General features: G+C 62.0%; 16 protein-coding genes. 9 read left to right on the forward strand and 7 right to left on the reverse strand.

The genetic code is table 11. The features are described 5' to 3' along the window. Positions 1-10: 10 nt before the first annotated feature. From FOZ70_RS00410 to FOZ70_RS00420, 3 genes are read right to left on the reverse strand one after another with little or no spacing between them, the layout of a single operon-like run. Complete coding sequence (locus tag FOZ70_RS00410; protein WP_219704732.1) at positions 11-1,027, reverse strand: glycosyltransferase family 4 protein; 1,017 nt, start codon at positions 1,025-1,027, stop codon at positions 11-13. A 5-nt stretch (positions 1,028-1,032) separates the two neighbouring features. Further along, entirely contained in the window at positions 1,033-1,995 is a 963-nt protein-coding gene (locus tag FOZ70_RS00415; protein WP_219704733.1) for an SDR family oxidoreductase, read from the reverse strand. Continuing rightward, the gene (locus FOZ70_RS00420) at positions 1,992-2,846 is read right to left on the reverse strand and encodes a glycosyltransferase (protein ID WP_219704734.1); all 855 of its coding nucleotides are present in this window, start codon (positions 2,844-2,846) and stop codon (positions 1,992-1,994) included. Before FOZ70_RS00420 ends, FOZ70_RS00415 begins: the two co-directional genes overlap by 4 nt. A gap of 747 nt (positions 2,847-3,593) precedes the next feature. On the opposite strand from FOZ70_RS00420, the gene FOZ70_RS00425 reads away from it, so the two are divergent. From FOZ70_RS00425 to FOZ70_RS00460, 8 genes are all read left to right on the forward strand, one after another. After that, positions 3,594-4,421 (forward strand): ABC transporter permease, encoded by an 828-nt coding sequence (locus FOZ70_RS00425; RefSeq protein WP_059485298.1) that lies wholly within the window; start codon positions 3,594-3,596, stop codon positions 4,419-4,421. Positions 4,422-4,538: 117 nt separating this feature from the next. Next, positions 4,539-5,966, forward strand: coding sequence for a mannose-1-phosphate guanylyltransferase/mannose-6-phosphate isomerase (locus FOZ70_RS00430; protein WP_059485299.1), 1,428 nt, complete (start codon positions 4,539-4,541; stop codon positions 5,964-5,966). A 116-nt stretch (positions 5,967-6,082) separates the two neighbouring features. Further along, a complete protein-coding gene (locus tag FOZ70_RS00435; RefSeq protein WP_059485300.1) occupies positions 6,083-6,691 on the forward strand; it encodes an acyltransferase in 609 nt (202 codons plus the stop codon). A gap of 1 nt (position 6,692) precedes the next feature. Next, the gene (locus tag FOZ70_RS00440; RefSeq protein ID WP_059485301.1) at positions 6,693-7,931 is read left to right on the forward strand and encodes a glycosyltransferase family 4 protein; all 1,239 of its coding nucleotides are present in this window, start codon (positions 6,693-6,695) and stop codon (positions 7,929-7,931) included. Between the two features lie 132 nt (positions 7,932-8,063). Further along, a complete protein-coding gene (locus FOZ70_RS00445) occupies positions 8,064-9,371 on the forward strand; it encodes an ABC transporter ATP-binding protein (RefSeq protein WP_060058373.1) in 1,308 nt (435 codons plus the stop codon). Next, positions 9,368-13,045 (forward strand): polysaccharide pyruvyl transferase family protein, encoded by a 3,678-nt coding sequence (locus tag FOZ70_RS00450; RefSeq protein ID WP_219704735.1) that lies wholly within the window; start codon positions 9,368-9,370, stop codon positions 13,043-13,045. The genes FOZ70_RS00445 and FOZ70_RS00450 overlap by 4 nt, the downstream gene beginning before the upstream one ends. Before the next feature lie 14 nt (positions 13,046-13,059). Beyond that, entirely contained in the window at positions 13,060-14,160 is a 1,101-nt protein-coding gene (gene wecB / locus FOZ70_RS00455) for a UDP-N-acetylglucosamine 2-epimerase (non-hydrolyzing) (protein WP_111998921.1), read from the forward strand. Beyond that, entirely contained in the window at positions 14,151-15,269 is a 1,119-nt protein-coding gene (locus tag FOZ70_RS00460; protein WP_219704736.1) for a glycosyl transferase, read from the forward strand. The genes wecB and FOZ70_RS00460 overlap by 10 nt, the downstream gene beginning before the upstream one ends. 157 nt (positions 15,270-15,426) lie before the next feature. Here FOZ70_RS00460 and rfbD read toward each other — a convergent pair whose 3' ends face one another. From rfbD to rfbB, 4 genes are read right to left on the reverse strand one after another with little or no spacing between them, the layout of a single operon-like run. Beyond that, entirely contained in the window at positions 15,427-16,311 is an 885-nt protein-coding gene (gene rfbD / locus FOZ70_RS00465; RefSeq protein WP_196488781.1) for a dTDP-4-dehydrorhamnose reductase, read from the reverse strand. 7 nt (positions 16,312-16,318) lie between these two features. Then, positions 16,319-16,870: a dTDP-4-dehydrorhamnose 3,5-epimerase gene (gene rfbC / locus FOZ70_RS00470; protein ID WP_219704737.1), complete on the reverse strand. Its 552-nt coding sequence runs from the start codon at positions 16,868-16,870 to the stop codon at positions 16,319-16,321. After that, positions 16,855-17,748 carry a glucose-1-phosphate thymidylyltransferase RfbA gene (gene rfbA, locus FOZ70_RS00475; protein WP_059860431.1) on the reverse strand — a complete coding sequence of 298 codons (894 nt, stop codon included), beginning with the start codon at positions 17,746-17,748 and terminating at the stop codon, positions 16,855-16,857. The genes rfbC and rfbA overlap by 16 nt, the downstream gene beginning before the upstream one ends. Positions 17,749-17,759: 11 nt before the next feature. Continuing rightward, positions 17,760-18,821, reverse strand: coding sequence for a dTDP-glucose 4,6-dehydratase (rfbB, locus tag FOZ70_RS00480; RefSeq protein WP_219704738.1), 1,062 nt, complete (start codon positions 18,819-18,821; stop codon positions 17,760-17,762). 340 nt (positions 18,822-19,161) lie between these two features. On the opposite strand from rfbB, the gene FOZ70_RS00485 reads away from it, so the two are divergent. After that, complete coding sequence (locus FOZ70_RS00485) at positions 19,162-20,001, forward strand: symmetrical bis(5'-nucleosyl)-tetraphosphatase (RefSeq protein ID WP_219704739.1); 840 nt, start codon at positions 19,162-19,164, stop codon at positions 19,999-20,001. The last annotated feature ends 43 nt before the right edge of the window (positions 20,002-20,044 follow it).

The following is a 20,044-nucleotide window of genomic DNA, read 5'->3' on the forward strand; positions in this document are numbered from 1 at the left end:
GCGAGAGACCTCACGAATTGTTATCAATGACCGTCCGCAGCCGGCGCCAGCGCATGTCGATCGCCACGCCGATACACATCAGCACGCCATACCACGCCAGGAACACCAACCATTGCAGCAGGACAGGACGACCGAGCGCCCAGAAAGCGACGACGATGCCCAGAAGCATGATGAGGTACCAATACACGGCAGTACGCTCGTGACTCATGCCGGAACGCACCATCCTCTGATAATAGTGCTCCCGGTGCGCTTGCCAGAACTTTTCTCCGCGTAACAAACGTCTCAGAAGCGTTACAGATGCATCGGCAATAAACGGAGCAAACACCGCCGCCGGAAACCAGATCGGCCAAATGCCACCGTGCCAGCCCCAATAGCCGAGCGCGCCGGCCATGAATCCGAGAGGGATCGAACCTGCGTCGCCAAGAAACAGTCGCGCCGGATGAAAGTTCAGCAGCAAAAAGCCGAACGCGGCCCCCGCGATCGCCCCGCCCGCGACGACGAGATCCGGGGACGGTTGCGCGCCGGCCAGTGCCGCAACGGCGTAGGCTCCGAAGCCGAACAGCGCCATGCCGCCGGCGAGGCCGTCCGCTCCGTCCATGAAATTGTAGAGATTGGTCAGCCATACCATCACGAAACCAATCCCGACGAGCAGCCACCATGGGGCGGCGGCCGGGTAGACGACGATCAGCGCCACGACCGCGGCCAAATGCGCCGCAAACCGCACACGAGCGGGTAGCCCGCGCCGATCGTCGAGCTGCGACAGGGCCGCCAGCCCCGCCGCCGCCACGGCGATTAACCACATCTGCGGCGCGAGCCACAGCAATGCGACAACACAGACCGGCACGATGCCCCAGCCACCGACGCGCGGTGTCGGGCGCGTATGCAGCGAGCGCTCATTCGGGATGTCGGTGGCAAGTCGCCACGCCAGACCGGTGGCCAGCAGCACGCGCAGGATCGTCGTCGTGGCGACGGCCGCGCCCGTTGCCACCGCTGCCGCGGCAAACCACGTGTTAATCGTGAAGTGCATGTTGCCTATTTCTGTATGTGGCGCGAACGATACCATGCGGCCGTTGCCTCGAGGCCCTGTCGCGTCGTATATGGCGGCTGCCAATTCAGTACCCGCTTCAAACGCCCCGTGTCGAGCTGCAGGCTGCCCGTCAGGCGATCGACAGCGGCGCTTCGACCGGTCAGCCGACCGAGCACACGCAACGCACCTGCCGGCACCGGGAACAGCCTTGCAGGCCTGCCGAGCGCGTCACCGACCATCCGCAGCAATCCCGCAACCGAGGGCGCATCGTCGTCAGCGACGTGGAAGCACTCCCCCGCCGCACGCGGATCGATTGCGCAGCGCAGCAGGGCATCGGCAAGGTTGTCGACGTAGACAACGCTGCGACGAGCAGGAATCGCGGCCAATGGCAATGGCGCACCGCGGAATACGGCATCCATCATCCGGAGGAAATTGGCGCGTACCCCCGGCCCGTAGACGAGCGGCGGACGGACGACGACGACTTCAAGACCGACCTCACCAAGCCGAGCCAGTTGCTGCTCGGCACGCAGCTTCGAGCGCCCATATGCATCCTGCGGGTCCGGCACAGCATCCTCCGCGAGCGGTACGCCCGCATCGCCCTCGCCCACGACCTTGATGCTGCTCGCGAAGACGAACCGGCGCACACCATGCATGCGCGCCGCATCGGCAACCCGCAACGTGCCCGCTACGTTGGTCGCATCGAAGGCGGCGTCCGGATCGGGGGATTTGTCGTGCATCACGTGTACCCGCGCGGCCAGATGGATCACGCAATCGGCCTGCAAATCCTCGGGCCACGCACTAGCGACTCCCTCGAAGTCAGGTGCGTCGTGCACCCACTCTCGCACGCCCTCGACACACCCACCCGGCCGGCGCACCAGCGCCGTGACGGTATGCCCCGCCGCCAGCGCAAGTCGGCACACGGCGCGGCCGACGAAACCGTTCGCACCGGTTATGACAATGCGGCTCACCACCACCTCCAGCCGAACCGGCTATAGAACTTCAGCGCGGACGCTGCGAACATCCGAATGTGCGCGAAACCCTTGCGCGAAGCGCCTCCGCCGTGATGAATCACGCGGATGGACGGGACATAGGCGACACGCGCGACATCGTGGGTGCGCAAGCTCAGGTCATAGTCCTCGAAATACAGGAAATATCGAGGGTCAAAGCCCCCTAGCGTCTTCAGCACGCTCGTTCGAAACAGCATGAAACAACCGCTGATGATGGGGGGATCCCAGACGACGGACTTGCCGTCGATGGCATCGCGCATTTCATAGCGGGCAAGTCGCTTCCGGAATGGCCGTCTGGCCCAGATCGGCAAGAAGCCGCGAACCAGCAGATCGACGATCGACGGAAACCGGCGACAAAGATACTGAAACCCGCCTGTTTCATCCCCGACCCAAGGCGCGATCAAGCCCGTGTCGGCGTGCGAATTGAAAAACGCTCGGGCCAACACCAATGCCTGCGGATCCAGATCGATATCCGGATTCAGGATCAAGTGCAGCGCCCCGGTGGAATGCTCGATCGCCAGATTGTGGCCACGCCCGTAACCGACGTTGCCATGCCCCGTCAATATTCGGCATGCCACACCTTGCGCGCCGAGCCGGTCGACCGCCCCCGAAATGTCGCAGAGTCCGCCGTTGTCGACCAGGAACAGCTCGACGGGGTATTCAGGTGAAACCACCCGCAGGTTCTCGCACGCTGCGCCGAGGCTGTCGAGCGTCTGCCGCAGCTGCGCGATATCGGGGCGGTATACGACCAGGGAAATGGAGAGACCATCGACGTCATCGGACTGACGTTGTGGGGCGCTTATGACATTCATCCGGAGTTCGGCTAAGCGCTTGACTGCAGCAAGCGCGATGGGTTGGCTAGCCCGTCTGGGAGACAGCGGGCTTACTCATTTGTCAGGCGTGCAGGGAATGCCTGCCGCGTGCTCTCGATACGGGTGCAATTCTAACTGGTCGCACCCTTGCCGGACGCGCCCGTCCCGGAACGCCGTGCAATGCCGTTGCCCTCACCCCGTGCCGGCCCGGCGCGTTCGCGCCCTGATCGGCGACCCAGGCGAGCCACGGCCGGACCGGCTTCGGCACGAGATACGCGCCCCTTCCAGGGCGCGCCTCACTCGCGGTGCCGAATACCGCATCTCATAAACACCAGGAGGCCTGAGCATGTCAATCCCCCGCCGGACGCCCAGTTGTTAAAAGATGTGAAAACATTAACATCTATTGCGCGTCATCGGCATTCCGGCGATGATACTTGGTTTCCATGGGCGAGCCGTCGTCAGTCGGTACCGGTCCGGTCTCAACCCAGCGTCGCCAAGCGCCGTCGATCAAGGCGGGGAGCGCTTCAGCCCAGGGCTGGACGGATGGCCTGCATTAGAATACGTTGCGGGCGATGGCACTTTATTTGCCCGATCGCTCAGGATTGAAGTCGGGAGCACATTGAAACGTCGCGGCCAACTGGATTGCCGCCTTTTTCAGACTCACGACACCCCGCAACAATGGCTGCGCCACGTGGGCGAGGGGTTGGGGGCTCCATCACCGATCCGAATGCAACGACACGCAACTTGATGAATCCGAACTCGAAGCACCCGGCATCGCCGATGGCGATCGCCCGTAGCATTTACCGTAATCGCGGACTGATTCTGCAAATGACTCAACGCGAGGTCGTCGGGCGCTATCGCGGGTCAGCAATGGGTCTTGCGTGGTCGTTCTTCAATCCCGTGCTGATGCTCGTCGTCTACACCTTCTTCTTCTCCGTCATCTTCAAGTCGCGATGGGGTACCACGAGCGACGACAAGGCAAGCTTCGCGATCGTCCTGTTCGTCGGCCTGATCCTCCACAGCCTGCTGGCGGAGTGCATCAACCGGGCGCCGACGTTGATCCTCGCAAACGTCAACTACGTCAAGAAGGTTATTTTCCCGCTCGAGATACTGCCGGTGGTCGCGCTCGCGTCGGCGCTGTTCCACAGCGCGATCAGCCTGCTGGTCCTGATCATCGCCGAGTGCATCCTTATCCACTCGCTGCCCTGGACCGCCATCCTGTTCCCCGTCGTCATGCTGCCTCTGATCGTCGGCTCACTGGGGCTCGCATGGTTTCTGTCGGCTCTGGGCGTCTACATTCGAGACATTTCGCAGATTACCGGCGTCATCACGTCAGTGCTGATGTTCCTGTCGCCGGTTTTCTACCCTGTGTCGAATCTGCCGCCACAGTATCGGTACTGGATCGAACTCAACCCCCTTACGTTCATCATCGAAGAGGGACGCAACACGCTGATCTTCGGGCACACCCCCGACTGGACGAACTGGCTAACCTGCATGATCGCATCCCTGCTTCTCGCGTGGTTCGGATTCTGGTGGTTCCAGCGGACCCGAAAGGGATTCGCAGACGTCCTGTAATCCATGCCAGCGCGCTCGCACGCCGCCTTGCATCAGTGGCAGTTGCCGTGCACGCGGATAGATCGCCGATTGATCGGATCATGACGCGATAGAGCAATCACCGGAGATATTCTGCACATGTCGACGCAGCCCCAAATAGTTCCCACCATCCTGTGTGGCGGCGCAGGTTCTCGCCTGTGGCCCGTTTCGCGCGAATCCCATCCGAAGCCGTTCATCCGCCTCGAAGATGGCGAGAGCCTGCTGCAAAAGGCATTCAAGCGCGGCGCCCAGCTTCCGGGCGTCACCGAAGTCGTGACCGTCACGAACCGCGAGTTGTACTTCAAGACAAGCGACGAATTCAGCACCGTCAATACCGGGCATCTGTCGACGTCGTTCATCCTCGAGCCGTTCGGACGCAATACGGCCGTCGCGATCGCCGCCGCCGCGCTGCGTGTTGCCGCAACGCTCGGCGAAAATGCCATCCTGCTGGTGCTTCCCGCGGACCACCTCGTGACGGACGATGCCGCCTTCGCGACCGCCGTCCAGGAAGCTGCCGCCTTGGCGCTCAAGGGTGCGCTGGTCACCTTCGGCATCACGCCGACGTTTGCGGAAACCGCATACGGATACATCGAGGCAGACGGCACGCGGGTCAAGCGATTCGTGGAAAAACCGACGGTGGATGTGGCCAGGCAATACGTCGAGTCGGGATCGTTCCTGTGGAACTCCGGCATGTTCTGCTTTACCGCCGCATTCCTGCTGGCGGAAATGGCAAAACATTGCCCCGACGTGCTCGAAGCCACGCGTGCATGCATCGCGCAGTCTCGTCAGTCGGAAGGCGGTGGCGTTTCATTGGTCGAACTGAATGGTGACCAGCTCAATCGCACGCCCGATATTTCGATCGACTACGCGCTGATGGAGCGCTCCGACAAGGTTGCGGTAGTGCGCTGCGATATCGGCTGGAGCGATATCGGTTCGTGGAATGCGCTCGGCGACCTGTTGAAGCCGGACGACCACGGCAATCGTGTGGACGGCGAAGCGCTGCTCCACGATGTCAGCAATTGCTACATCCGTAGCGACAACCGGCTGGTCGGTGCCGTAGGCGTCAAGGACCTCCTGGTCGTCGACACCCCCGACGCGCTCCTCATTGCCGATCGCAATCGCGCGCAAGACGTTCGGCACGTCTACGCGGCCCTCAAGTCGCAAGGCCACGAAACCTTCCGGGTACATCGAACGGTAGGCCGTCCGTGGGGCATGTATACGGTTCTCGAAGAAAGCACCCGCTTCAAGATCAAGCGAATCGAGGTCAAACCGGGCGCAAGCCTCAGCCTGCAATTGCATCATCATCGCAGCGAACACTGGATCGTGGTGAGCGGCATGGCCCTCGTCGTCAACAACGATGAGGAGTTTTACCTGCGCACCAATGAATCGACCTATATCCCGGCCGGACACAAGCACCGTCTGACCAATCCGGGCGTCGTCGACCTCGTGATGATCGAAGTCCAGAGCGGCGACTACCTCGGCGAAGACGACATCGTCCGCTTCGACGACAACTACGGTCGAAGCTAGCCCTCTGCCATCGCGCAAAGGCGGTTGCAGTCGTCGTCCTTTCCGGCGCGCGACGACAACAACTGCCTGAATAACCGCTCCCTCACATCATGACCAATGCAAGCTTCCGAGGCCGCATGAAAAGCAGGATCAAGGCCCGCCTGCTAGCGTCGTCGACGTATTTTTTCCTGGCCGCGCTCAAGTACTACATCGGCAACAACTTCATTGCGCGCATGCCGATTGAAAGAGTCCGCAACTTCTACTATCGACGCGTGCTGGGTGTCGTCATCGGCCAACGAACGCACGTCAGCATGCGGCAGTTCTTCACCGGGTACCACACACGCTGCAACGTACGCATCGGCGACAACTGCGTGCTCAATCGTGAGATCTACCTGGACGGTCGCACGGGCATCGAGATCGGAAACAACGTCAACATCTCGTTCCAGTGCTGCCTTCTCAGCCTGCATCACGATCACAACCACCCTGGTTTCATGTCGATCGGCGGCACCGTGACCATCCACGATCACGCATGGCTGGGCGCGCGCGCCATTATCCTGCCAGGCGTAACGATCGGCAAAGGCGCGGTCGTCGCGGCCGGCGCGGTCGTCACGAAGGACGTCCCGGATTTCACCGTGGTCGGTGGCGTGCCTGCAAAAATCATCGGCCAACGCAATCCCGACATTGCCTATCTGACCGACTTTTCCCCTTTCTTCGACACCGACGTGTTTGACGAATCCCGTGGCTAATATGCAGAAAAAGAGCATCCTCGTTTTTACGCTGTCCCCGCCGCTTCCTGCCAGCGCGGGTGGCCCGATCTACGTGATGAATACGCTCGCGCCGCTGGTCGACGAGTACGATTTCCATCTGTTCACCATCGGTGGAGACGAGGAAAAGAAGAAGATCGAGGAAAATCGTTCACTATATGAACGACATTTCAAATCGGTCCACGTGGAGCCGCGGGCGGCCATGCCTGCCGACATGGGTACGCCCGGACGAGCGTGGCATTCACTGGTCCACTGCTTCCATGGGCTGCCGTTCATGGATGCGAGCTACTTCAGCCCTGCGGCAATTCGCAGTGCCCGCCGGATCGTCGAGGAAAAGAAGATCGACATGCTTGAGGTGCACAGCAGTCATCTGGCCTTTTTCCGCAAGTTCTTCCCGGCCTTGCCGGCCGTCCTGGTCAGTCACAACATCGAATCCGACCTCTTCCCGTTCTGGATCCCGGCGCAGCTGACGGGCTGGAAAAAAGCAGCGGTCGCGCGCATCGCCGAGATCAGCCGCCGCAACGCCCGACGCGTCGAAATCGACAACGTCTGGCGCTTCGACGCCATGACGTTCATTTCACGCGAAGACATGGATCGCGTGAAGGCGCCCGTGGAAAAACACTATCTGCCGCTGTGCTTCCCGATCAAGGACACCGACTACCGAGCGAAGCCGACCAACGAGGTCAACCTGCTCTGGATGGGTGGCTTCTGGTGGTATCCGAATGCGGAAGGCGTTGCGTGGTTTGTCCGCGACATTCTCCCACTGGTACGCGACAGGCTCGAGACGCACAACATCAAGCTCCATTTCACCGGAGGCAACCCGCCGGACGATCTCAAGGCGCTGCACGACGGACGACACATCTTCGTTCACGGCTTCGTGCCGTCGCTCGACCCGATTCTGGCGGATGCACATCTACTGTTTGTTCCGCTGCTTTCAGGCGGCGGCGTGCGCGTCAAGATCCTGGAAGCGATGAGCAACGGCATTCCGGTCCTCAGCACGGCAAAGGGCTGCGAGGGGCTGGGCGCCGTCAACCGTCGGGATATCGTCATTTGCGATACGGCGGCTGAATTTGCCGACGCAATCATCGAGCTCGCCCAGAATCGCGAGATGCTGGCGACGCTGTCCACGAACGCCCGTCAGCTCCTGAAGGACAAGTATGATCTCGATGCGTGCGTCCGCACCAAACGGGACCTCTACAATAGGCTGATGCATTCGCGGTAACCGAACGAATGCCGACCTCGCCGTGCCACCGCGGTGGCCGCGAGGCAAGTCGGCATCCGACCCCTGGGTCCACTGTGCGATCGTCTTTTTTCCGCCTGCGCTGAACACGTGAAAGCTAACTCGCTCCCTCTCATGCAAACTCGCGAGCCTGAACCTACAAGCCAAACGGAACAGCTGCTCGTCAACGTCGAGCACCTCTCCAAGTGCTTCCGTATCTACGACAAACCGGCGGACCGGCTGCGGCACTCGCTCGCGACTCGCATCAAGCTCCCTGGGAGCAATTCCCGGCAATACGGTCGCGATTTCTGGGCGCTGCACGACGTCTCTTTCCCCGTCCGGCGGGGAGAGACCATTGGAATCATCGGCAGAAACGGTTCCGGAAAGTCGACATTGCTGCAAATCATTGCCGGCACGCTGTCGCCGAGCGACGGCTCGGTCACGGTCAACGGCCGGATCTCCGCACTGCTGGAACTCGGCGCCGGGTTCAATCCGGAATTCAGCGGCCGCGAGAACGTGATGCTGTCTGCCCGAATCATGGGCATCACGTCGGAAGAAATCCGCGCGCGTTTTCACGAAATCGAAGCGTTCGCCGACATCGGCGAATTCATCGACCAGCCCGTCAAGACCTACTCGTCGGGCATGTACGTCCGGCTCGCATTCGCGGTAGCCATTCACGTCTCCCCCGATATCCTGGTGGTCGACGAGGCGCTTGCGGTCGGCGATACCGCGTTTCAGACCAAATGCCTGACGCGGATCCGGAAGATGCAGAAGGAAGGCGTCACGATCCTGCTGGTAACACACTCCACCAACACCCTCGTCGAGTACTGCGACCGGGCCATCTACCTGAAGCGGGGCCGGCTGGTAAAGGATGGTCCGTGCCGCGACGTGGTCAAGCTCTATGCGAACGACCTCGTCGACGAAGAAGGCGGGAGCGCGATCGACATCGAGGTGCCGACACAGCACACCGACACCGATTCCCCCGCCAGCCCGGCGGTAAGCGATGCCATGACGGCCATGTCGGACCGGACGTCGATTCTCGACGTGAAGATCGAGGATGCGAACGGCAAGGAACGCACGACCTTCTCGTTCAATGAAGCGTTCCGCGTCGTCGTATCGATCAGCGTGTCCGAGCCGAACCCGAAGCCTTGCTTCGGACTTCAGATCAAAAGCATCGACGATATCGTGCTGTGGAGCGCGACCACCCAGCACATGAATATTGCGCTCCCGCCCCTGTCCGCCGGAACGTACCAGTTCACCTGGAAGATGCGCGCGAGCTTCTCCGGCAACCGCTATGTGCTGGCGGTCGGCGTCGGCGATATCGCCTCCGGCGAATACAAACGGCACGCGCGCCTGCCCTATGGTGGCCACATCGACGTGCTTCCGGAAAACAACAGTGGATCGGGGTGGCTCGCGCCGTGTCCGGTATTCGAGTTCGAATGATGACGGAGAACGACACCATGCAAGCGCGCAGCATCAAGGTCGTCGCGGTCGGCTATTACGGCGCACCCAACGTCGGTGACGAATTGTTGCTGGGCCTGCTCGCTCGCCAGGTTCGGGAGCGCGGCGGCGAGCTCGTCGCACTGAGCATCAACCCCGAATATACGACGCATGCCCACGGCATCGCCGCCGTCGACTATTTCAATCTCGGTGCCGTCGGCCGCGCGCTGTCCGACGCCGATCTGCTGGTATTCGGCGGTGGCGGCATCTTTCAGGATCATCATCCGTTCAACGTCGAGGCACTTTACGACCCGACCCAAAACGATATCGCGGGCTATGCGCGGATTTTTTACATGGCTCGACAGTTCGGGGTCCGCACGGTCATCTGGGCACACGGTGTCGGACCGCTGGTCAACCCGGCCGGCCGCGACATCACGCGCGACGTGTTCACGCATGCAGATCACGTTTCGCTGCGCGATACCGACTCCGAGGCGCTTCTGCACGATATCGGCGTACGTCGGGACATTCCCGTCGGCGCCGATCCGGGCTGGGCATTCGTCAGCCGCCCGCCCGCCGAAGTCCACATTTCCGGCAAGCTCGCCCCATTGGGGACAAAGAAGAAGCTGGCGGTCATCGCCCGATCGTGGGAGTTCAACCGGAACTGGGAAGGAAAACTCGTCGCCGCGTTGAACGAAGCGCTGGACGACAGCTGGTCGATCGTGTGGCTCGGCTTTCAATGGAGCGTCGGCGACCAGGAGCGTCTCACCGATCGATCCTTTCTCGAGCACCTCAAGCTCGCGGTGTCGCCCCATATCGAAAGCGTCATCATTGACCGGATCACGCCCGACGAGGCATTCGCGGTCATCGGCGAGTGTGACGCCGCGTTCTCGATGCGCCTGCACGGAAGCATCCTCGCACTCGGAAAATCGATCCCGGTCGCGGCGCTGGAATATGACGCCAAGATGGCGCGTGCGCACGATATGGCGGGCCTGCCGGCGTCGCTGCGCCTTCAGCTGAACGACGACGCGGCGGACTTCACCGCCGCAGTGCGCAGGCTGACACATCCGGATGGCGCGCCCTGGATCATCGCGCAGGAAAAGCTCGACGCGCTAAACGCTTCGGCCTGCGTACATTCGACCGTACTGGACGACGCTTTTGCGGCCGTTCGCTCCGCGTCGGGCGGAGCCCCGCGTCGCTGGAGCAGCCAGCAGCTGGACTGGATGAGCACATGGCTCGAGCAGCTCATCTGGCAAAAGAATGGCGCCGCTCGCATGAGCGAGAAGGCGCTCGACCTGCTGCGCTACCGCGATTCACAACTCGCCGAGAAAGACGCACGGGTCGGCCAGCTTGAGACGGAACTCGGGAAAACAGTGGGTTTGCTGCACTTCCGCGACGCACAGCTTGCGCAACAGGAAGAACAGGTCGCCGAGCTTCAGAACAGACTGGAACTGGCGAACCATAAACTGCTCGCGGCGGAAGCGTTCGTCAAGCACGCGTCACAGATGCATGCCGCACAAACGACGACGCTCAAGGACTCCGCTCGAAAAGTCGCGGAGGAACAAGCTGATAAAATTTCAAGCCTGAAGGCAACGATCCGGCAATTCGAGCAGGGTCACGCCGAATCCGAAGCACTCACGCAACCCAATGTGGCCGCAGCCGCAATTCACTCCACTTCGGGATCCTCTATGCTTTTTCGCCGGTACATGTCCGCCCCTCTCACCTACATGAGCCGTGCCGCCTATATTCTGCGCAATGGCGGCGTACGCGCGCTCGTGTCTGCTGCACGACGCCATTACCGGTATCAGCAAGCACAGCAGCAGATCCAGCAGGCCGCCATCGAAGTGGCAAGCGGCACTCCGACTGCGGAAGATCAACGCCTCTCGTTCCGCGCAGCAGCCAAGCTGCAACGCGAAGAAATCATCGTCATCGCCGCTCACGCCTACGATTGGGCGGGTTCCGGGCATCGCTATGCACAACTGACCACGACGGCGCTCGCCGCGGGCCATCGCGTTGTCTATCTGGTCGTGCCTCCGGATACGGGATCGACGCCCGCGCCGCTCACGCCCCGCATTCCCGGATTGATTCACGAATATATCGATCCGACGAAGATCGAGGACATTTTCGGTCAGGTATCGGAAAGCGCGAAATTGATCATCGGCGTGCCCGACTCCCGGGTCACACCCTTTTTCGAGTTCGCGCGCAATCGCGGGCTCGAAACGATCCTCGACGTCGCACAGGACTGGAGCCACGATGGCCAGGCCATGCGCATCCTCGAGTCGATCGCCGTCGATGCCGATCGATGCACTGTCGGCATGCCGGCACTTGCAGACACCCTCCCGCAGCGTGCCCGGGAAAAAATCGAGCTGCTGCCCGGTGCCGCGGTTCATACGGTCTTCGACGTCTACAAGCAGTACAACCGTCCGGGCGACATGCCGTCCAAGCGCCGCAGCGTCGCACTGTTCTACTCGGTCGACGGACTCGACTCGGTGGATTACCAGTGGTTCAAGGAAACCGCGGAGCGCAACGCCAACGTCACGTTCTGCGTGATCGCCGATGGGCAATTGACGCCGGGCCTGCCGGATAACGTCGTCATGCTTGGCATGCGGCACACGAGCGAAGTGCCGGCCTACATCGCCCATGCGGATTTCATGTTCTTCCCGCTTGCGGCGCGGAGCCTGCGCTACGCCGACTCCACCGCAGGTATTTATGCGGCGCTGCTTCAGCGCAAACCGGTCGTGTGTTCGATGGAACTTGGCGTGACAGCCACCCCGCTGCTGCACGTTCGCACGGACCTTGCGTCGTTCGCGGCGCAATGCGGCGCACTTGCTGCGGCAGAACCCGTCACACAAAACGACGACATCTTCGTTGCGGGCAACAGCTGGCTCGGCCGCATCGAGCAGCTGTGCCCGCCGCAGCCCCGGCATGACGTCAGTGTCGTTATCCTGATCCACAACAACGCGGGCATCATCGCACGCTGCCTGCAGACCCTCCTCCAGCACGCTGCGCCGTACATAGCGGAAGTGATTGTCGTCGACAATGCAAGTTCCGATGGTGGCGCAGAACTCGTCGAGCGCGAATTTCCCAACGTCAGGCTGGTCCGCAACCCGGAGAATGGCTGCTCGTCGGGACGTAATCTCGGCGTTCAGCACAGCACGGGCAAGTACATCGTCTTCTTCGACAGCGATCAGTGGTTTGTGGGCGCGTCGGGTTTCGAAGAAGCGCTGCACGTCCTGGAAAACGACGCGAGTGTCGGCGTCATCGGATGGAATGCAGGCTGGTTCGACGCCACGCGCACCGATCTCGGCGGCATGATTGCCGACTATTGTCCGAATCGGGCGATGAACGCGGCGGCAATCCGCGACGGCTATCGTGCCGACATCGGCTTCCTCGGCACCAGCGGCTTCTTCATGCGTCGGCGCACGTTCGATGCGACGCAAGGATTCGATACCTTCTACGACCCGACCTGCTTTGAAGATACGGACCTGTGCTTCCAGGTCAAGGCACTCGGAATGAAGGTCACTTACCGGGATTTGTCCGGAATCCGCCATCAGCCCCATCAAACGACCGGCGCCGACAGCGGCAGCGAGGCCTATCGCAAGCTATTCCTTCGAAACGCGAACTATTTCAAGGAGAAGTGGCGCGATTACCCGCATTTCTATCTGGACTACATCGATTGATTCGAAGCGACAGCATGTCTAGAACCATACTGTGCGTCGTAGGCACGCGACCGGAGGCCATCAAGATGGCGCCGGTCATCCTGCGTTTGCGAGCGGATCCGGGATTCAAGGTGCACGTGCTCGCGACCGCGCAACACCGCGATCTGCTCGACCAGATCCTGACCTGTTTCGATATCAAACCGGATGTCGATCTCGACATCATGCGTCCGAATCAGGGGCTTGCCAGCCTGACGTCGCGTCTGCTTGACGGCATCGATGCCGTGCTCGTGGACAAGCGTCCCGATCTCGTACTGGGGCAAGGCGACACCACGACGGTCATGGCCACGGCGCTTGCATGCTTCTATCGGCATATACCGTTCGGTCATATTGAAGCGGGCCTGCGTACCCGCGACCTCCGCAATCCGTTTCCTGAAGAGATGAACCGCGTTTTCGCGGGGCGCCTTGCAAGGCTGCATTTCGCGCCGACAGCGAGTTCGCGCGACAACCTCTTGCATGAAAACATCCCCAGCGACCAGATCTGGGTGACCGGGAACACCGTCATCGACGCGCTTCACACTGTCTTGCGGACACATCCGTCCTGCGGCGTCGATATCGACGACACGAAGCGGCTGATTCTAGTCACCGCGCATCGCCGGGAGAATTTTGGCGCTCCGCTCGAACGGATCTGCCATGCCATTCGCCAGATTGTCGACGCCAACGACGACGTCGAGGTGCTGTTTCCCGTCCATCCCAATCCGCACGTCCAGCGTACGACGCGCGAACTGCTGTCGCACCACGCCCGGATCCGACTCTGCCCGCCGCTCGACTATGTGCCGTTCGTCGCCGCCATGCAGCGCTCGTACCTCATCCTCAGCGACTCGGGCGGCGTGCAGGAAGAAGCGCCCGCTCTGGGCAAACCGGTTCTGGTGTTGCGCGACGAGACCGAGCGCCCGGAAGCTGTCGAAGCCGGTGTCGTCAAGCTCGTCGGCACTCAAACCGATACGATCGTCGATACGGTCCAGCTGATGCTCGACAACGCCGACGAGTACAGCAAGGTTGCACGCGGCGTCTCACCCTACGGTGACGGAAAGGCAGCTCAGCGGATTTTCGACGTCATCCGGGAACAATGCGCGTGATCGAACAACTCGTCTATCTGTCGCCGGTGCCATGGAGCAGCTTCGCACAGCGACCTCACAAGTTCGTCGAGTGGTTTCATCAAGAAACCCATGGCCGGGTGCTCTGGATCGATCCGTATCCAACCCGCCTGCCCATGCTTCAAGACTTGCGCCGTCCATCCGGCGAAGGCAAGTCCGACGCGCATACCGCCGCGCCGCCTTGGCTCGACGTCGTCCGCATTCGCAGCCTTCCGCTCGAGCCACTGCCCCTCGGCACCGCGATCAATCGATTCGGATGGCGTGACATCACGCGTCGCGTCACGCAATTCTGCGCCGAGCGCAACACGCTTCTCGCGGTCGGAAAGCCGTCCGCGCTCGCGCTCGACGTGTTACGAGCGGCTCGTCCCGCCCGGTCGCTCTACGACAGGATGGACGACTTCCCGTCGTTCTATCGAGGCGTTTCGCGCTCGGCGATGAAACGCACCGAACTCGCTGTCGCGCGCGAGGTCGACACGGTTTTCGTATCGTCTTCGGGCTTGCGCTCGAGTTGGAGCAGTATTCGGCCTGACGCCAAGCTGGTCCACAACGGGCTCGATCCAGCCGTCCTTCCGGCGTTCCGCGAAAAGACGTCGGATCATACCGGGCCGCATGTACTGGGTTACCTGGGCACCATGGGGCCGTGGTTCGACTGGCAATGGCTCGCTGCGCTTGCGCAATGCTGCCCCGCGGACACGATTCGATTGATCGGGCCGTTATTCCATCCCCCGCAAATCGCGCTGCCCGCGAACGTGCAGATTCTTCCGCCGCTGAAGCACGCCGCCGCTCTCGCCGCGATGTCGGATTTCGACGTCGGCCTGATTCCGTTCCTGCGCAACCCGCTCACGGACGGTGTCGATCCGATCAAGTATTACGAGTACAGAGCGCTTGGATTACCGGTCATCTCGACCCCTTTCGGAGAAATGGCAACGCGGTGCGACGAACCCGGTACATTCCTCTCGAGCGGATCCGAGAACCTGTCTTCAATCGTTGTCGAGGCGCTCGAATACCGGACGACGCCCGACGAGGTATCGCGGATCCGGGGCGCAAACAGCTGGGCCGCCCGTTTCTCGGCAACAGGCATTCTCGGCTAGTGTTCCATCCCTGCTCGATCGCGGTTCGTTTTGGCATGCAAGGCTGACAAGACGGCAAAGCTCGGTGACGGGACCCGCCGCTTGCGCGACTGCCCGTTACCCTGACGCTCCCCGTCAATACCTGGCGATGCAGGGGGCCGACCGCCGGCGGTCCCTTTCAGTCGGCCATGCAGAGGCCCAGCGCATATTCCCAATCGGGCAAGTGCAAGCCGAACGTCTCGGCGAGTTTGCCGTGGGACAAGCGCGAATTCGCCGGACGACTTGCGCGCACCGGAAACTCGCTCGCGGAAATCGGCACCACAGCGGGTGCGTCGTCACCCATCGCGATGCCGAGGATCGCCTTGGCGAAACCGTGCCAGGACGTCTCGCCGGCCGCACTCAGATGATAGGTTCCGGAGCGCGCCTGCCACCACGCCTCATCATGGGCCGCCAGCCCTTTGGAGAGGATGTGCGCAGTCGCGGCTGCAATTGTTTTCGACCAGGTCGGCGCGCCGACCTGATCGGCAACCACACGCAATTCGGGTCGCTCCGCGCCCAGCTTGAGCATCGTGCGCAAGAAATTCCTGCCACGTCGCCCGTATACCCAGCTGGTTCGGAAGGTCAGATACGCGCACCCTGCGTTCTCGATCGCACGCTCGCCCTCGAGCTTGGTCGTCCCATACACGTTCAGCGGATTCACTGCATCGGTCTCGGTATACGCGCCCGCCTTGGTTCCGTCGAACACGTAATCGGTCGAGTAGTGAATCAGCACCGCACCGCTGCGCGCAGCCTCTTCCGCCAGGATCCGCGGCACATCGGCATTTATGCGTCTTGCCGCATCGACGTCGTCCTCGGCGTTGTCAACGGCCGTATAGGCAGCCGGATTCACGATGAAGGCCGGCTGCAACGCCCGCACGACAGCACGGATCCGGTCGAGATCGGACAGATCGAGCATCGAGCGGTCGCACGCCACCACACGGCCGAGCCCCTGCAGCGAGCGCAGCAGCTCAAAACCTACCTGACCCGTGACACCGGTTACGAGGATCGTCGACTCGGAATTCATCACGACCTCACTCAAAAAGATCAGCGTCCATCAACCGCATGCCCGCGGCATCCTTGACGGCCAGCAGCGGCTCGCCATCCAGCGGCCACGCGATCCCGATGTCCGGATCGTTCCAGACAATGCTGCGCTCGTGCTCGGGAAACCAATAATCGGTCGTCTTGTAGAGAAACTGAGCAGACTCGGACACCACAAGGAAGCCATGCGCGAACCCCGGCGGAACCCAAAGCTGCCGATGGTTGTCGGCGGACAGCGTCACGCCGACCCACTTGCCGAAATTGTGCGAACTGCGGCGCACATCGACTGCGACGTCGAACACCTCTCCCTCGACCACACGTACCAGCTTGCCCTGTGTGTGTTCGATCTGGTAGTGCAGCCCGCGCAGCACGCCTTTTGCGGATCGCGAGTGATTGTCCTGCACGAACTCGAAGCCCGGAGCGACGTGCTCCGCAAACTCGCGCGCGTTGAAGCTCTCGTAGAAATACCCGCGCGCGTCGCCGAAGACTTTCGGCTCGATAAGCTTGACTTCGGGCAGTGCCGTTGCCGTTACGTGGATTGCCATGCGACCTGATGGGTGAGTAGGTTCCGGAGATACTGCCCGTAGGCGTTCTTCGCGAGCGGCTGTGCCAGTTTCAGCACCTGCTCCGCGTCGATCCAGTTGCGGCGGTACGCGATCTCTTCGGGACACGCAACCATGAGACCCTGACGCTTCTGCAGCGTCGCGATGAACGTCGCCGCCTCGATCAAGGAATCGTGCGTACCCGTATCGAGCCACGCATAACCGCGCCCCATGAGCTCGACGTCGAGCTGGCCCGCCGCCAGGTAGCGCGAATTGACATCGGTGATCTCGAGCTCGCCGCGCGCCGACGGCTTGATGTCGGCTGCGATGTCGCAAACCTGCCTGTCGTAGAAATACAGCCCCGTGACCGCATAGCTCGAACGCGGCTTTGCCGGCTTCTCTTCAATCGATATCGCGCGGAATTCGCGATCGAACTCGACCACGCCATACCGCTCGGGGTCCTGAACGTGATACGCAAATACGGTCGCGCCCGTATCCTTCGCGTTGGCCCGCTCGAGCTGCTTCGCGAGATCGTGCCCGTAGAAAATGTTGTCGCCGAGGATGAGCGCCGACGGCTCGTTGCCGACGAAGTCCCGGCCGATGACGAACGCTTGCGCGAGCCCGTCCGGCGACGGCTGCGTCGCATACCGGATATTCATCCCCCACTGGCTGCCGTCGCCGAGCATCGACTCGAAGCGCGGGGTGTCCTGCGGCGTCGAGATGATCAGCACGTCCCGGATGCCTGCAATCATCAGCGTCGACAGCGGATAGTAGATCATCGGCTTGTCGTACACCGGCAGCAGCTGCTTCGATACTGCATGCGTGATCGGATAGAGCCGTGTGCCTGAACCGCCGGCGAGAATGATGCCCTTGCGTGCCATCGCCTCTCCTGTCAAACGCGTGCTGCGTAATTGGTCTCGACCCACTTGCGGTATTCGCCCGAAGCCACCTCGTCCGACCACGCCTGGTTGTCGAGATACCAGGCGACCGTCTTCGCGAGGCCGGTTGCGAACGTCTCGGCCGGCTTCCAGCCGAGTTCGCGCTCGAGCTTGCGCGCATCGATCGCGTAACGGCGATCGTGCCCCGGACGATCCTTCACGTACGTAATCTGGTCGCGATACGTGCCTTGCGCCTTGGGTCGAGCATCGTCGAGCAGATCGCACAGCATATGCACGACGTCGAGGTTCGTCATTTCGTTCCAGCCGCCGACGTTGTAGGTCTCACCCGGTGTGCCGCGAGCAAGCACTTCGCGGATCGCGCTGCAGTGATCGCCGACGTACAGCCAGTCGCGTATGTTCTGGCCATCGCCGTAGACCGGCAACGGCTTGCCCGCGAGTGCATTCGCGATCATCAGCGGAATCAGCTTTTCGGGGAACTGGTACGGGCCGTAGTTGTTCGAGCAGTTAGTCGTGAGCGTCGGCAGGCCATACGTATGGTGATACGCACGCACCAGGTGATCGGAGCCCGCCTTCGTTGCCGAGTACGGGCTGTTGGGCGCGTACGGTGTCGTTTCAGAGAACTGCGGATCCGTTGCGGACAGCGAACCAAACACTTCGTCGGTCGACACGTGCAGGAACCGGAAGCCGGCTTGCTCCTCGTCGGGCAACGCGCTCCAGTACTGGCGCGCGGCCTCGAGCAGCGTGAAAGTGCCGACGACGTTGGTCTGAACGAACTCGGCCGGACCGTGAATCGAGCGATCGACGTGACTTTCCGCCGCGAAATGCAGGATCGCGCGCGGCCGGTGTGCGGCCAACAGCGCGTCGAGTGCCGCGCGGTCGCAGATGTCGACGCGGGCGAATACGTGCTTCGGGCTTCCGTTCAGCGATTGCAGCGTGCGAAGGTTGCCTGCATAGGTCAATTTATCGACGTTGAGCACGGCCTCGTCGGATTGACGCAGCCAGTCGATTACGAAATTGGCGCCGATAAAACCCGCGCCGCCCGTCACCAGAATCATGAGGCTCCCTCTCGTCATACATGGCGTGCCTCAAGCGCGAGCCGCCACAAACTCCGGACGCGACGATGACGTGCACGTCCCCCCAAGGCGGGCATTCTAACTGCTGACCGTAACCGTCAAAACCATGAAATGCTAATTTTGTTGAGGGGCCACTGATTATAAGAAGCGGGTTGGGTCAAAATCCACGTCGCTAACAACTTGAAACAGCGCCCCGGCCCCTCCCCCGAAAAAATCCCCATTCAAATCAATACGTTAAAATTCACCGAATACGCTCGCAGTTGCATTGCAGCGATCGCATCCTTTTTCGACCCGCGTCAGGATTTGTAACAACTTGCCTCCCATGACCCGCACCCCCATCGCCATCGGCGACATCCAGGGCTGTCATTCCGCTCTCCAGTCGCTGCTCGACAAGCTGTCCCCACCTGCCGACACCCCGCTCTGGATCGCCGGCGACGTCGTCAACCGCGGGCCCGGCTCCCTCGCCGCCCTGCGCGCCGTTGGCGACCTCGGCCCGCGCGCGACCGTCGTGCTCGGCAATCACGACCTCCACCTGCTTGCGGTCTCCGCCGGCCTGCGCACCGAGCGCCCGGGCGACACCATCGGCGAAATCCTCGACGCCCCCGACGCCGACGCGCTGCTCGACTGGGTCCGCCACCGCCCGTTCGTGCATGCGGAAAACGGAATGCTGCTCGTGCATGCGGGCGTGCTGCCGCAGTGGGACACCACGCTGGTGCTCGAACTCGCCGACGAACTCCAGCGCGCGCTGCGCGCGCCCGACTGGCGCGACACGCTGCAGCAGCTGTACGGCAACGAACCGAATCAATGGAGTCCCAACCTGAAGAAACGCGACCGGATGCGCGTCGCGTTCAACGCATTCACGCGCGTGCGCTTCTGCACGCCCGACGGCGCGATGGAATTCAAGGCGAACGGCGGCCCCGACAGCGCGCCGCCCGGCTACCTGCCGTGGTTCGACGTACCGGGGCGCCGCACGGAGGACGTAACGGTCGTGTTCGGGCACTGGGCCGCGCTCGGCCTGATGCTGCGCGAGAACGTCGTCGCGCTCGATTCGGGATGTGTGTGGGGTAACCAGCTGTCGGCCGTGCGGCTGGCGGCCGATCCGGCGCAGCGCACGGTCACGCAGGTGCAGTGCGAAGCGTGCCGCTCACCGGGCGGAGAGTGACGAGAAACTGATTCGCGGGGCCGGAGGTGGATCGGCCCCAACG

Source organism: Burkholderia sp. COPS (assembly GCF_019425585.1).
Lineage (GTDB): Bacteria > Pseudomonadota > Gammaproteobacteria > Burkholderiales > Burkholderiaceae > Burkholderia > Burkholderia cepacia.

Excerpts from the sequence above, each read along its gene's own strand:
- FOZ70_RS00410 (WP_219704732.1), bottom strand. The coding sequence starts at position 1,027 with ATGCACTTCACGATTAACACGTGGTTTGCCGCGGCAGCGGTGGCAACG.
- FOZ70_RS00420 (WP_219704734.1), bottom strand. The coding sequence starts at position 2,846 with ATGAATGTCATAAGCGCCCCACAACGTCAGTCCGATGACGTCGATGGT.
- FOZ70_RS00425 (WP_059485298.1), top strand. The coding sequence starts at position 3,594 with ATGAATCCGAACTCGAAGCACCCGGCATCGCCGATGGCGATCGCCCGT.
- FOZ70_RS00430 (WP_059485299.1), top strand. The coding sequence starts at position 4,539 with ATGTCGACGCAGCCCCAAATAGTTCCCACCATCCTGTGTGGCGGCGCA.
- FOZ70_RS00435 (WP_059485300.1), top strand. The coding sequence starts at position 6,083 with ATGAAAAGCAGGATCAAGGCCCGCCTGCTAGCGTCGTCGACGTATTTT.
- FOZ70_RS00440 (WP_059485301.1), top strand. The coding sequence starts at position 6,693 with ATGCAGAAAAAGAGCATCCTCGTTTTTACGCTGTCCCCGCCGCTTCCT.
- FOZ70_RS00445 (WP_060058373.1), top strand. The coding sequence starts at position 8,064 with ATGCAAACTCGCGAGCCTGAACCTACAAGCCAAACGGAACAGCTGCTC.
- FOZ70_RS00450 (WP_219704735.1), top strand. The coding sequence starts at position 9,368 with ATGATGACGGAGAACGACACCATGCAAGCGCGCAGCATCAAGGTCGTC.
- wecB (WP_111998921.1), top strand. The coding sequence starts at position 13,060 with ATGTCTAGAACCATACTGTGCGTCGTAGGCACGCGACCGGAGGCCATC.
- FOZ70_RS00460 (WP_219704736.1), top strand. The coding sequence starts at position 14,151 with ATGCGCGTGATCGAACAACTCGTCTATCTGTCGCCGGTGCCATGGAGC.
- rfbD (WP_196488781.1), bottom strand. The coding sequence starts at position 16,311 with ATGAATTCCGAGTCGACGATCCTCGTAACCGGTGTCACGGGTCAGGTA.
- rfbC (WP_219704737.1), bottom strand. The coding sequence starts at position 16,870 with ATGGCAATCCACGTAACGGCAACGGCACTGCCCGAAGTCAAGCTTATC.
- rfbA (WP_059860431.1), bottom strand. The coding sequence starts at position 17,748 with ATGGCACGCAAGGGCATCATTCTCGCCGGCGGTTCAGGCACACGGCTC.
- rfbB (WP_219704738.1), bottom strand. The coding sequence starts at position 18,821 with ATGATTCTGGTGACGGGCGGCGCGGGTTTTATCGGCGCCAATTTCGTA.
- FOZ70_RS00485 (WP_219704739.1), top strand. The coding sequence starts at position 19,162 with ATGACCCGCACCCCCATCGCCATCGGCGACATCCAGGGCTGTCATTCC.